Source organism: Pseudoalteromonas aliena SW19, assembly GCF_014905615.1.
Taxonomy (GTDB): Bacteria; Pseudomonadota; Gammaproteobacteria; order Enterobacterales; family Alteromonadaceae; genus Pseudoalteromonas; species Pseudoalteromonas aliena.
Map to the genome: position 1 here is coordinate 282,865 of NZ_AQGU01000027.1, position 13,213 is coordinate 296,077.

Sequence of the window (13,213 nt, forward strand, 5' to 3'; positions counted from 1 at the left end):
TTTTTTGTGCTTAAAAATTAAGATAAGTCATCTTTTAGCCGTCAGCTTGTGGCACTCAGTAGAATTTCAATAAAAAGTAATAACTTGGCTGTGAGAAATTATGATGTATGAAGTCAAGATTTGACCCCGTTGGATTCCAAAGATTTGACCCCGTTGGATTCCAAAAGCTTGATGCTGGTAATGACTTTAATAGGCAGCGTGCAGGTGTTTATGATATTGATGAATTATATATTGATAAGCCGGGCGGGGGGTATGTTCGTTTAGACTCTTACTCTATTAACAGTGAAATTATATCTCGTAAGTTTACTCAGCTTGGGGACATTCAAGGAAAAACTGGTGTTGGATATTTAAGAGAACTTAGTAATAAATACCCCGCAGGCTCGGTAATTTCTAACGTTCCATCTAGTGGAGGGTTAGCAGGCCAGAGGCTGAGTGGAGATTTAATACTGGAAGTGCCAGTCCAAGCCACGCCAGTTCCAACCTCAATAATAGGTGAAGCCGATAGGCTAGGTATTTTAATTAGAGATATAAACGGTAAGGTTTATTAATGAGCACACAAGAGTATTGTAAAAGATGGTTTATGGCAAAGCAGCGTCCTATAGATGTAATGACAGCTGAGGATGCTCTTAAGCTTCATCAATCAGATGAAGCCTACACCGTTGTTATTAAAGATTCAGAAGGAAGTCCGCGTAACTTAGTGGATATAGCTAACGATACTTATCTAGTAAGCTTTTTGGATGACTTAAAAAGAGTCTATCTTGCTTATCAGTTCAATGTTGTGGAAGGTAAGTTGTTTTTAGCGTTTGCGACCTACCATGAGCATGATGCAGAGACAGGAAAAGAAATTGAAAAGTCTGTTTATGCATTTAAACCAGACGGTAGTCTCTATATTGAAAAAAGAGACTATATTACTTCAGAAGTTGCTACAGCTAATAACAGTATTGATGTTTCTGGTAATTGGGAATCGTTACCGAAGTTTGGTTGTTATGAGAGTATAACAAAAGAAAATAGGTGATTATTTAACTTTGATAATCACCTTTCACATCACCTAAAATAGTACGATCAAACTCCCAGCGATGTTGTTGGGGGTTGTTCGTGCATTGCACAACGGTAATTCTATGTTCCTTCGGTCCAATCGTTCTAACCTCTACTGGGCTACCACACTGACTGCACACACCCGAAATACGGGTTAAATACAACTGACCATCCTTGCTGATCTCTATAGCCTGACTGGAAAATGGTAAGTTTAAATAACGCATACGCCACATACCAATTCCAAAAATAAATAAGAAACCAGATAGCAACATAAACCAGATAGGAAATGTTGGAAGCGGCGATTGTTCGCCAGTTCCAAGGGTTAACCATACTCCTAATATACTGGCCAAATTACCTACTAAACCTAATGCTCCAGAGGCAGTAAACCACCAATGTTTAACGGGAGTGTCAGCAATGCTTATAGGTTTAACCTTCTCTCGGTGGATTAATGTCTTCTTAGGTTCAGGTGGAACAGGATTAATGACAAACCAATAAACTAGACACCCACCCTAATTTTTGCTGTTTGGCGAACTAAGTACTAGGCTTTCATCAGTGTGAAAACAAGCAGAGTGTCTTATGGCAATCGCAAGAAAGCGTCAAGTAAGTTTGGTTGATACAAAGTACTACCACTGTATATCACGTTGTGTTCGGCGTGCTTTTTTGTGCGGTGAAGACCATTTTACTGGTCAATCTTACGAGCACCGCAGAGGGTGGGTTGAAGACAAACTGCTAGAGTTAGCCAAGATATTTTGTATTGACGTTTGTGCTTATGCTGTTATGAGTAACCACACCCATTTAGTCCTGTATGTTGATGATAAAAAAGCGAATCGGCTGAATGACAAAGCAATTGTTATTCGCTGGCATAAACTTTGTAAAGGCACTGTACTCACGCAAAAATACATACAAGGTGAAAAGCTAAGTAAAGCTGAACTTATCTTTTTTAATCAAACGGTAAAGGAATATCGAGAGCGTCTATCAAGTATTAGTTGGTTTATGCGATTATTAAATGAAAGCATAGCCCGCAGAGCAAATAAAGAAGATAACTGCACTGGGAGGTTTTGGGAGGGACGATTTACATCACAAGCATTATTGGATGAAGCTGCATTGGCGGCCTGCATGGCGTATGTAGATTTAAACCCCATCAGAGCCAAAATGGCAAATACATCAGAAGAATCTGACCATACCAGCGCTCAACTACGCTTAACATGCGCAAAAGAAGGCAAGCAACCGAAAAAATTGCTCCGCTTTGCAGGCATGCCACGTCAAATCATGCCAAAAGGACTACCGTTTGAGCTTAAATCGTACCTTGAACTTGTTGAGTTAACAGGGCGTTGTATACGAGAGGACAAACGAGGGTATATTGAAAGTACACACTTACCCTTACTCGAAAGAGTCAATATTTCCTCTGAAAACTGGTTAAAACTCACCACACAATTTACACGCGTATTTCACGGCGCAGTAGGCAGGCCGACCTCACAAGCAAGTTATTGTGAAAACTTAAGCAGAAAACGGCGAGCTAATATAAGTAATTGTGAAAAGCTATTAGCATAAACCTTAAATTACTCAGTAGAAAAGTTAAAACTGCATCATGCAGTCATTTTCGTGCGTGTAATTCAGGTTTAAGAGTAATAATTGCTGATTTTCTGGATGAAATAAAATTAACGTAGTCGTAAAACATTAATTATTGACCTAAAAAAGTAAATTTAGACACAGCTTTGCTTGTTAAATTAGAGTGGGTGTCAAGTTTAATTGCGTTTGCGTGTAATTCAGGTTTAAGAGTAATAATTGCTGATTTTCTGGATGAAATAAAATTAACGTAGTCGTAAAACATTAATTATTGACCTAAAAAAGTAAATTTAGACACAGCTTTGCTTGTTAAATTAGAGTGGGTGTCAAGTTTAATTGCGTTCTGGATGAAATAAAATTAACGTAGTCGTAAAACATTAATTATTGACCTAAAAAAGTAAATCTAGACACAGCTTTGCTTGTTAAATTAGAGTGGGTGTCAAGTTTAGTTAGCAAAAGGTATTCGAAGTGGACTTGATTCGTTTATCGGATACGGTGTTGAAAATTGGGGCTGGTAAAGTCCCTTCAAGGTGAATGATGCTCAGTAGATCAGATAATAGTGAATTAATTAACTTTGGGGGTGTCTTCATCGTTAGTTTAGTAATAGGCGGGACTATATTGTTTCGCCCATACTTCGATGTGGAAAACTTACAATTTTACGGAAGTATATTCTTATTCATGCTGTTTTTATTTATATCAGGAGGGTTGTACTTCAAAAGGAAGTCTAAGTTATCTTTTATTTTTTTGTTTTGGCAATGTCTGCTATCAATAGCATATTTAGCCTATTTAACATCAATTATAATATATCTATGGAATGTGTTTAGTGGAGGTGAGCTCGGGCTTTCAATTATAATATTTTTGATATCGGGTATGTGCCTTTGTGGACTTCTAGTCAGAGTATTAGAACCAAAATCAAATTATAGAATGGGGATACAAAATGGGAGATTTATAGTTTCCTCTTTTTCATTTAATTCAGCCATTTGGCAAAGAGATGTTTCAGATGATAACCCTGTTCTTTTGTTTTTTGGCTTCAAGAAAAAAAAAGGAGATACATTCCAAAGTACTCTTCGGAGAGGCGGTACATGTTCAGCGGTAGCAGCTTCTTTAGCTGTGATAATGCAAGCAAGCGGAAGCGGAGCACTATTTGAAACTATAATTTTGATTCTTGGTACCGTAGCCTTTGGTTATGCGTTTTCATTTAACTATATTGCTGATTTTTTATTTTGTATTCGAGCAGGCCTGTCTAAACCTAAAATAAAATCTAAGTAAAAATTAATTAAGTGAGCAACTTTCGGTTAGCCTAAAATGCTAGCCGATGCTTTTGGCAACAGAATAAACTAGACACCCACTCTAATTTTTCCTTTGCGTTAGCATCATTAACTGGTGTAGGCACAATTCCAGCAGCTATTTATGGTGTTACGGATTTTGCTTTACAAGCATCAGGCTTTAGCTATACCCCTAAATTCCACCCAACAGAAATGGGCGTTGAGAAGAAGAGTTGGACAGGTCTAATGTATTCGGGTAAGAAAAACAGAATAAACTAGACACCCACCCTAATTTTTGCAGTTTGGCGAACTAAGTACTAGGCTTTCATCAGTGCAAAAAACAAGCAGGGTGTCTTATGGCAATCGCAATAAAGCGTCAAGTAAGTTTGGTTGATACAAAAGATCCCGAGGGTCAAATCTTGACTTCACATATCAAAGGTCAAGATTTGTAGTTTATTGCTGTGTGGTCAATACAATTTACCTTTCTTAAATAATATTTTTCCCTTGCTCAGGATCGCGTGACTGATCGGCTTGCTCTCTAATTTCGTCGGTATCACTGCTTACATCATTAAGTGTCTGGGTTTGCTCATGTGTTTCGGTGTTTTTGGTTTCACTATACGATTGTGGCTGCTCTGAACTATCAAGTTCAGTATTAGGCGAATTAAGTAAAATTCGTTCGCGGGCATCATCAGGCATACTAATATTTTGTTTTGTAAACTCATTAACTAATTCGCGCATTAGTTGGGAGCTGACTTTTAGTGGACTGTGCTGCTCTCCATTAACCCAAAAGTACAAAATAAAGTTAATGGTTGATGAGCCTAAGTTTTTTATTAGTACTTGCGCAGGTGGATCGCTCAGTACTGCAACTTGTTGATTGGCAATATCTAGGGCGAGAGTTTGTGTACTGCGTATATCGTTATCGTAACCAATACCTATTTCTACTTTTCCGCGCATTTTTGGATTAGCGGTCAGGTTTTTAATGGTATTTTTGTACACTGTCGCATTCGGTATTTGAATATGGTTACCATCGTAATCAACGAGTGTTGTTGCACGCGCTGTTACTTTTTTAACAACACCCAATCTGCCGTCTACTTCTATTACATCATCAATTTTAAAAGGGCGTTGCACGCTTAAAAGTAAACTGGCAATAAAGTTTTCAGCTATGTCTCTAAAGGCAAAACCTAAAATAAGGCCGATTAATCCAGTGCCACTCATTATCGCCACTGCAAATTCGGTAAGCCCCGCTAAGCGTAAAAATAAGTACAGGCCTAATAAAATAATCAGGGTGCTAATACCACGCCTAGCCACTAATACAACCAGTTTACTGTCGGTTATAAAGTTAATGGGTTTTATAAGTAATCGCGACAGTGGCCCCGCAATTAAATAGCTTATAACGAGTAAAATAACACCTAATAGCAAAGTGGGTAATAATTGCGCTGCGGTGTGAAGTAATTGCATACCTTGGTCATAAAAAAACTGCCACGATAGTGTGCTTACTTTAATTGCTTCTGCCGCAGGTAGCGTATTAGTGAGTGTTATGTTGCTTGGTAAAATGCTGTGCATGGCTGCCTGTCTATGTTTGAGTCCTTTATAAACTACATAGTAGCAAGTTTAATACCAATCACTATTTTGTTTTGGCAAGTATTTTGCTGTATCAATGTATTACAAATACAGGAGCTTAGGATGAGTGAGGCTAAACGGGGTCAACAAGCAAAGCAACCAGCGCACATTCCTATTTTGGGATGGTGGGATATTGCAAAGCGTATCTTTAAAAAAACAAGTCAAGATAATTTATCGTTGGTAGCTGCTGGTGTGGCTTTTTATGCCTTGCTGGCAATTTTTCCTGCTATTGCGGCTGTAGTGTCGGTTTATGCTTATTTTGCATCACCCACTGATATTAGCGAGCATTTAAGCCAATTTGTTACTTTGCTACCCCAAAGCACACGAGAGCTTATTTTATCGCAGGTATCTAATCTTGCAAAAAGCTCTCACACAAGCTTGAGCTTAAGTGCTTTTGGGACATTAGTATTAACGATTTGGAGTAGTTCAAAGGGGAGCCAAGCATTAATTACTGCGTGTAATATTAGTTATCACGAATATGAAAAGCGATCTTTTTTTAAAGCATTGTTAATGCGATTTATTTTTTCGGTTGGGGCGATTGTTGTCGCCATTTTTGCACTTGTGATCATAGGTATTTTACCTATTGTCCTTAATTTGGTGGGCTTAAAAGAGAGTATTGATTTATTAATTAAGTTTATTTCTTGGCCATTACTTGCATTTACATTTAACTTTGCATTGGTGTTGTTATACCGCTATGCACCGCATCGTAAGGCGGCTAAGTGGCGTTGGATCACGATGGGGTCGTCTATTGCAACTGTGCTTTGGATTGCAGCCTCCATTGGCTTTTCATTTTATGTGTCGCGCTTTGCGAGTTATAACGAAACCTATGGCTCTTTAGGTGGTGTAGTGATTATGCTTATGTGGCTGTATATCAGTGCATACATCGTCACGTTAGGCGCGGTTATAAATGCGGCAACAGAGCAGCAAACGGCGAAGGATAGCACCGTGGGGCCTGCTAAAAAGCGAGGCGAGAGAGGCGCATATGTTGCCGATAATTTAGATGTTTAGGGGGCGTAATTTTAACTTTAAGCTGGTTACTTAGGTTTTGTTAATAATTAGTTTTAGCTGTTCTTTAAATTCTTGTGCTGCGGGCCCAAGTCTATCGGTGTCGTCACACGTTAAATATAAGCGCAAAGCCCGGGTTGCGCCTTGTGCCAAATTAAGCGTTTTTAATGTTCTATTATCAATAAGGTAAGATATATGCGTTATTGGTAGCCACGCAAAACCTAAGTTTTGACTCACCATATCAATAGCGTCACGTAAATGGCTCACAGTCCAGTACATATCTAAATCTAAGCGTTCTGTACTACTACAATCTTCGTTGTAGCGTGTGTGAGTTATTAAATCGCGCACTATGATTTGTCGATGTGATTTTAAATCGCGAAAGCTTAATTGTTCAGAATGCTGATGCAAAACATGTTCTTTATGAGCTACGGCAATAAATTCTATATCGCACAGCTTATCGCAGCTAATACCAAATGTAGGAATAGATGAAATAGCTAAATCAACAACTGCATTGTTTAAAAGCTCATTCGTACTAGTAGGTACGTTTTCGATTAAATCGATTTTTAGTAATGGGTAGAGTTCACTCGTTTTAACAAGAGCTTGATATAAAACAGCTTGGGGGAGTGCTTCATCAACGGCTATTTTTAAGGTGTTTTCTATACCTTTGCTGAGCGAAGTGGCAACTGACTCTATGTTACTTGCTTCTTGTATTAAAAATTCAGCCCTGCGTAAAATAAGCTTACCGCTGTCGGTTAAAAATGCTTTTCGACCTTTCACCTCAAGTAACTTTATTTGCAGAGCCGCTTCTAACTTTTGCACAGCATGATGTACTGTTGATTGACTCTTATGCACTGCGGCACTTGCACCTGCAAATCCGCCACACTCAACAACGGCTTTAAACATTCTCCATTGCTCTAACGTTGCCTTTGCCATGTTTCAATCCTATTACTGCTTTTATCGATTGAGTAACTTGACCGTGAAGAACTTGCTTTTATTGCACTTGTGGCGTTATTTAATCTTAGATAGAAATGATCATCTTTTTATCTGCTAAAAGTGCCATAAAGCGACTTTTATTTAGTGGCTTGGAGAATAAGTACCCTTGTCCGTAATCACATCCTGCAGCGAGCAGTAATTGCATTTGTAATTCTGTTTCAATACCTTCAGCAATAACCTTTAATCCCAATTGGTGCGCCATTACGATAATAGCTTCACAAAGGGCAAGCTCTTGGCTTCCTTGCGTAATATTATCAACAAAACGCTTATCTATTTTAAGGTAGTCGGTGTCCATTTCTTGTAAATAAGCAAGTGAAGAGTAACCAGTGCCAAAATCATCCAGTGCTAATTGCATACCCGACTGAACCAAGGTTTTAAGACGTGTTTGTGTTAACGCTTCGGGGTTAACCATCAAACCTTCTGTGATTTCGGCCACAATAGAAGAAGCAGGGAGTTTTGCTGCTTTTAACATGTTAGGCCAATCATCTATGCCGCTATCGAGTGTAGAAAGCTGCACTGGCGACACGTTAACGCTTATTTGAAATTCACTACTGGTTAATTTTTTAATGTCATTGAGTGTTTCTAAGGCTTGGCCAAACACAAACTGACCAAGTGCGTTTATTTGCCTGGTTTCTTCAGCTAGCGGAATGAATGCAATAGGGCTTATTAAGCCTTTTTCTGGATGTTGCCAACGAATTAATCCTTCGGCTTTGTGGATGTGCAAGTCACTTAAATTAACAATAGGTTGGTAAAATAGCTCGAATTGTTTGAGTTCTATTGCGCTTCGTAAATCTTTTAATAATTGCATACGTGCTTGAGCTTGTTCGCGCATATCCGCAGAGAAAAATTCAAAGCCATTTCGGCCATTACTTTTTGCTTTATACATCGCCTGATCGGCGGCTTTTAATAATTGCTCAGTATTTTCACCATCCGAAGGTGCGCAAGCAATACCTATACTTGCACTGATAAATAACTCTTCTTTTTCGACATTTAATACTGTTGATAGGCTAAGTAAAATATTACTCGCAATTTGGTTTATATGGCGATTACTTTTGATTTTATTAAATACAATAACAAACTCATCGCCACCAATTCTTGCTACAAACTCTGCATTTTTTGCAGATTGCACTATGCGTTTCGACACTTGCTTAAGTAAGTGATCGCCGTAATGATGGCCCAATGTGTCGTTAATGTCTTTAAAGTGATCGATATCTAACAACATAACAACAAGTTGATTATCTTCGCTGGTTAAATCTGAAAAACGCTGGTTTAAGCGTTCTTTTAGTTCTAAACGATTGGGTAAGTCGGTAAGGTGATCAAAATGTGCTTGTCGCCAAATTGTGTTATTCGCTTTAATTTTTTCTGTTAAGTCAGTAAAAATAGCGACACGACGAATAGGCGTGTGGTTATCGTCGTATACGGTATCGATTAATAACCATTCAGTATAAAGTTCGCCATTTTTTCTACGGTTTATAACTTCGCCTTGCCAACGGCCGGTGGCTTGAAGTTCTGACCACATTTTTTGATAAAATTCTTTTGGATGTTTACCGGATGATAAAATATGCGTTGTTTTACCAATAACTTCTTCTTTACTGTATAACGTGGCTTTACAAAATGCAGGATTAACATCATAAATTATGCCATCAGCGTCAGTTATTGCCATGCCTTCACTGCTGTTACTGTAAACCAATGACGCTAAATGCAGTGCTTTTTCATCTTGTTTTTTCTGACTAATATCTCGCAGCACGAGTATGTATTCGTTTTCTTTGTTAAGAGCATTAATACGCGCTTCGAAAAAGTAATCATCAGTACCTTCATCGAGTTTAAATTCAAGAGTCACTTGTTTTTTTGATTTGGATAAATAAGACAAAAGTAACTGTGCATTCGCTTTTGGTAATAAGCAGGATAAGTTCATTGGCGCGGTTGATTTTGTAAGTAATAGTGGGCTTATATGGCCACCAACATTGAGCAGCTCTCCATCACTATTTAATTTCAGGTAACCGTCAGGCAAGGCATTTAGCAAGCTGGTGAGTTCATCGTGTTTGTTTTTTAATCTTGCTTCTGCTGTTAATCGAGTTGCTGCCATAACTTCGAAGCGTTTATACAAAGCATATAACTCAGGACTGTTAGGCTTTGCGTTACTGTCGGGCATGCTGCCACTGGCTAGCTGATCAGTGGCTTTTGATAAATCTTTAAGAGGATTGAATATGCTTGATTTAATTACTCTTCGCGCTAAAAAAGTTAACAGGGTGATGGTAGCTAGGAAAGCCAAAATAGTTTTTATAAAGTTAAGATTAACTTGATCTATAAAGTCATCAATAGGAAGCGTTATATAAATATCTAAATTATTGTTATTAATGTCTTTATATAAAATAGAACGATGAAATATTTGGTTAACCCCGTTTTTATCTTTAAATACGGCATTTAATTTATCATCGTGGAGTAAATTTTTGTTAGTAATCTTTTTGCCTAGCTGATTTAGTGAATTAGGGTAATTGGCAAGAATTAAGCCATTTGAATCAGCAATAACCGCATTTGCTCCATCTGGAAAGCTGGCTTGATTTAATTCAAGACTCCACCAATTTAGCGCAATAACGGTAACAAGTGCACCGATAAGCTGACCATTCTCATCGATAATTGGGTAAGCGAAATTAACGCTTTGTGCTTGAATGCTTCTATCGTATTGAAAATATCCGATTGAAAAACTTTTCTTTGAAATAGCATTTTTAAAGTATGGGCGGTCGCTTATATTAATATTTTTACTATATCCGTTGGTAACGCACATTACATCACCGTTTTTGTCGACAATGCCTATATTGGCCACATTAGTATAAAGCGCCTTAATATCAGTGAAGTAAGCTGGGCAAGTGGTTGGAAGAGCTTGATGATTTGAAACTTTTTTAGCTAAAAACAAAGTTAGTTTTTTAACATCACTGACCATCTGTTTTTGATGGTGAGTTAAATGCTTTGCTATGTTAATTACTTTTTCTTCACTTTTTTCTATTGCAGCACCACGCTCAATACACAGTGTAAATAGCGTTACAGCAGCGCCCGGTATGCTAAGCAAAATTAATAATCGATAGAGCTGGCTTTTAAGTGATGAAGTAAAAATAATCTGTTCCCTGTAATTTATTTCCCTGAGCGATTATTGTAGTCAAATAAAGAAAAAATAACCATGTTAAATATAGGGTTTTGCAGAAAAATTGTTTATTTTTAAATGCTTACTGTTTTTTTTGGAGGTTTTATAAACATAACGTATTATCCTTAATGTATAAATAGCAACTATGCTGGATTTTAATTCTAAAAAGTTGAATTATTAGCTCTGCTAACTGTTAATCTCTTTTTTACAAATGTTAGCCATGCCAGCGCTGTTTATTATAGCGCTGCATAGATCACTTCTTGCAAATGTGGTGATCAATATTTCTATTGTTGTTGGATTTAAATCATAGATGAAAAAGTTGCGTAATGGACTTCTCAAGTATTTATACGAGGGGTTGAAAAGCTCATTTAATTAAGCGAATTGAATTAAAAAGTGGTTTTATTATAGTGATAAATTCAGTATTTTCTGGGCATGTTAGGGATTTATACTAAAAGGTGATGGAAGCAGTCATTGGTTTTGTCATGTCGAGTAACATTGTAGTTTTAAATGTACAATCTTGTTTAGCAAAAAGCACTTGACTACCTTTGATCAGATCGCGGCAAAGTTAATTGGCTTTAAGCTAATAACCTTACGAGCCAACCGTATTTTCTTACTAAGCTTGTTTCGCTTTTGCCTGCTTGTACGGCGGCACCAGCTAAAAAGGCACTGGTTATACCTACCTTAGTTGCAGCTAGACGCTTTAATCTGTATTGAAATGCCGCATGGTGCTGGCGTTTTAATTCATTTTGCATATCCATCTTTTCACTTAAAGCTTGAACGTTCTTGTTCGGTTCTTTAATTAAATAATTAACTAACATATTAATTTCCTTACAAACTAAATAGCTGCTTTAAGCTTTTAAATGTTTTACTAAAGCCAATTTTATTGCTCAGATAAACGGTGTTTTTCCAAAGCCATGCTAAACATGCTATTTGCAGTAAAGTTGCTGCTGCAATACCAAGCCATACCGATCCAAATAGATCGAACATAGCAAACCCAACAGCACCTAAAATCCCCGCCCACAACAAAACCAAACCACTGGCAAAGCATCCTAAAAATATCGTGATCAATGCAAGCGATCTAAGCGATAACCGCCATTCAGCTTTGGCAAGCTGATGGGTGATCTCTCCTTGAGTCTGGTAATCATCCTTGAGCTGCTTTGAATATGCTAAAAGCTTTGCAATATGATCTTGCCAATCGTCCTTTTGGCACGGTTGCTCAGTAGTTTGGTTTTGTTCATTACCATCCTTGGCAGCGATTGTTTGTGGGTTATTCATAACAGGTTACTTACGACGAAATAATGATGTAATTAACATGCCCGCAGCAAAAGCAATACCTGCTGTTGCTAATGGATTTTCAGCTGCAAAAGCACGTGTTTTAGCTGTGCACTCACTTAGTTTTTCACGTGCTAAAAGTTGCTTTTCACTGAGTGCTTCAGCTGAACTAGAAGCGCCTTTGCGAACATTGCTTTCAGCTGTTGCCGCTTTGCTAGAAAGGGCATCTACCGCATCATGTGCAGCAGATGCCGCTTTTTCTGTAAGAGGCGCTTCTGTATTTGATGATTTAACGTCGGGCTTAATATCTGAAGTTGTGTTTGCTTTCGTATTTGTTGCAGTAGCCATAATCAATCCTTAATAAGTTAAAGTATTTAAATAGTGATTTGGATGATGCAATGATTAAACCAAACTTTATATTTATTTAAAGTCATTGAATTTTAAGGTTTTTTAATGTTTGTGAGTGTTTTTCGATATTTTTTATTAAAAATAAACAGTAACTCTTACTCCCCATTTGAGTAAATTTTACAAAGCAATACAAAAGGATTAAATAAACAGTGAATATTCACTGTTTATTCAGTAAGTGTAGTTTGTCAAAAGTAGGTTACTTAAAGCCAATAAAGTTTTTTTTATACGATGACTCCACTTTTTTCCACACAATTCAATCGCTTTGCTTGAACCCTTATTTTTTCTAGCTTTGAGACTTGTTAAAGCGAGCCTGCTTACTTGACAAAAAGCCTTGTCAAGCCCTAAACTGGAGCACTGTGGAGAAAAGTGGTTTTTAGTGGATCAAATTGGATCAAAGTGATTTATAGTTGCTTTAAATAACTCAAAGTAGGCTTTTTATGTTTCGTGGCGCAAGTTCACTGAGTTTGGATGACAAGGGGCGTTTTGCGGTACCAACTAAGTACCGAGAACCTTTATTGTCTGAAGATCAGGGAACGGTTATTTGTACCGTCGCATTAAATGAGCCGTGTTTATGGTTATATCCACTGGCTGAGTGGCTCGAAATAGAGTGTCGCTTAGCAAAAGTTTCGAATATGAACCCACGAGCCCGTCGCATGCAACGTATGTTGCTCGGGAACGCCACTGAGTATCAACTCGATAAAAATGGTCGAATTTTGTTAGCGCCTTCATTGCGTGCACATGCAGAGCTTGGCAAAAAAATCATGCTAGTTGGTTTGATGAATAAATTTGAAATTTGGGATGAAGCGCGTTGGCACGAACAGATGCGCCAAGATACTGAGCTTGAAAGGCTTGGTGATTTTGAGCCCAACTTAGATTTAGATAATTTCACACTCTGATAGCACAAAAAAAG

Annotated in this window: 13 protein-coding genes; 6 read left to right on the forward strand and 7 right to left on the reverse strand. The window is 37.8% G+C overall.

Annotated features, from left to right (window positions below; all coding sequences use genetic code 11):
* The first annotated feature begins 107 nt into the window (after positions 1–107).
* Positions 108–548: a hypothetical protein gene (locus PALI_RS14665; RefSeq protein WP_193156290.1), complete on the forward strand. Its 441-nt coding sequence runs from the start codon at positions 108–110 to the stop codon at positions 546–548.
* Positions 548–1,015 (forward strand): hypothetical protein, encoded by a 468-nt coding sequence (locus tag PALI_RS14670; RefSeq protein ID WP_193156291.1) that lies wholly within the window; start codon positions 548–550, stop codon positions 1,013–1,015. The genes PALI_RS14665 and PALI_RS14670 overlap by 1 nt, the downstream gene beginning before the upstream one ends.
* 4 nt (positions 1,016–1,019) lie before the next feature.
* Here the strand turns inward: PALI_RS14670 and PALI_RS14675 are convergent, their stop codons facing one another.
* Positions 1,020–1,268, reverse strand: coding sequence for a hypothetical protein (locus tag PALI_RS14675; RefSeq protein ID WP_193156292.1), 249 nt, complete (start codon positions 1,266–1,268; stop codon positions 1,020–1,022).
* 343 nt (positions 1,269–1,611) lie between these two features.
* On the opposite strand from PALI_RS14675, the gene PALI_RS14680 reads away from it, so the two are divergent.
* Complete coding sequence (locus tag PALI_RS14680; RefSeq protein ID WP_193156293.1) at positions 1,612–2,586, forward strand: transposase; 975 nt, start codon at positions 1,612–1,614, stop codon at positions 2,584–2,586.
* 633 nt (positions 2,587–3,219) lie between these two features.
* On the forward strand, positions 3,220–3,870 hold the full coding sequence (locus PALI_RS14685) for a hypothetical protein (RefSeq protein WP_193156294.1): 651 nt from the start codon (positions 3,220–3,222) through the stop codon (positions 3,868–3,870).
* A gap of 482 nt (positions 3,871–4,352) precedes the next feature.
* Here PALI_RS14685 and PALI_RS14690 read toward each other — a convergent pair whose 3' ends face one another.
* On the reverse strand, positions 4,353–5,429 hold the full coding sequence (locus tag PALI_RS14690) for a mechanosensitive ion channel family protein (protein WP_193156295.1): 1,077 nt from the start codon (positions 5,427–5,429) through the stop codon (positions 4,353–4,355).
* Positions 5,430–5,549: 120 nt separating this feature from the next.
* Between PALI_RS14690 and PALI_RS14695 the strand changes: the two genes are divergently transcribed.
* Positions 5,550–6,494 carry a YihY/virulence factor BrkB family protein gene (locus PALI_RS14695; protein ID WP_193156296.1) on the forward strand — a complete coding sequence of 315 codons (945 nt, stop codon included), beginning with the start codon at positions 5,550–5,552 and terminating at the stop codon, positions 6,492–6,494.
* Positions 6,495–6,524: 30 nt separating this feature from the next.
* Here PALI_RS14695 and PALI_RS14700 read toward each other — a convergent pair whose 3' ends face one another.
* The 5 genes from PALI_RS14700 to PALI_RS14720 form a co-directional block, all read right to left on the reverse strand.
* Entirely contained in the window at positions 6,525–7,424 is a 900-nt protein-coding gene (locus tag PALI_RS14700) for a LysR family transcriptional regulator (protein WP_193156297.1), read from the reverse strand.
* A gap of 85 nt (positions 7,425–7,509) precedes the next feature.
* A complete protein-coding gene (locus tag PALI_RS14705; RefSeq protein ID WP_193156373.1) occupies positions 7,510–10,554 on the reverse strand; it encodes a bifunctional diguanylate cyclase/phosphodiesterase in 3,045 nt (1,014 codons plus the stop codon).
* 644 nt (positions 10,555–11,198) lie between these two features.
* Entirely contained in the window at positions 11,199–11,441 is a 243-nt protein-coding gene (locus PALI_RS14710; RefSeq protein WP_138584680.1) for a hypothetical protein, read from the reverse strand.
* Positions 11,442–11,451: 10 nt separating this feature from the next.
* Complete coding sequence (locus PALI_RS14715; protein ID WP_193156298.1) at positions 11,452–11,898, reverse strand: hypothetical protein; 447 nt, start codon at positions 11,896–11,898, stop codon at positions 11,452–11,454.
* A 6-nt stretch (positions 11,899–11,904) separates the two neighbouring features.
* Complete coding sequence (locus PALI_RS14720) at positions 11,905–12,243, reverse strand: DUF883 domain-containing protein (protein ID WP_077535982.1); 339 nt, start codon at positions 12,241–12,243, stop codon at positions 11,905–11,907.
* Positions 12,244–12,740: 497 nt separating this feature from the next.
* On the opposite strand from PALI_RS14720, the gene mraZ reads away from it, so the two are divergent.
* Positions 12,741–13,199, forward strand: a complete 459-nt coding sequence (gene mraZ / locus PALI_RS14725) for a division/cell wall cluster transcriptional repressor MraZ (RefSeq protein ID WP_138584678.1) — start codon at positions 12,741–12,743, stop codon at positions 13,197–13,199.
* Positions 13,200–13,213: the final 14 nt, after the last annotated feature.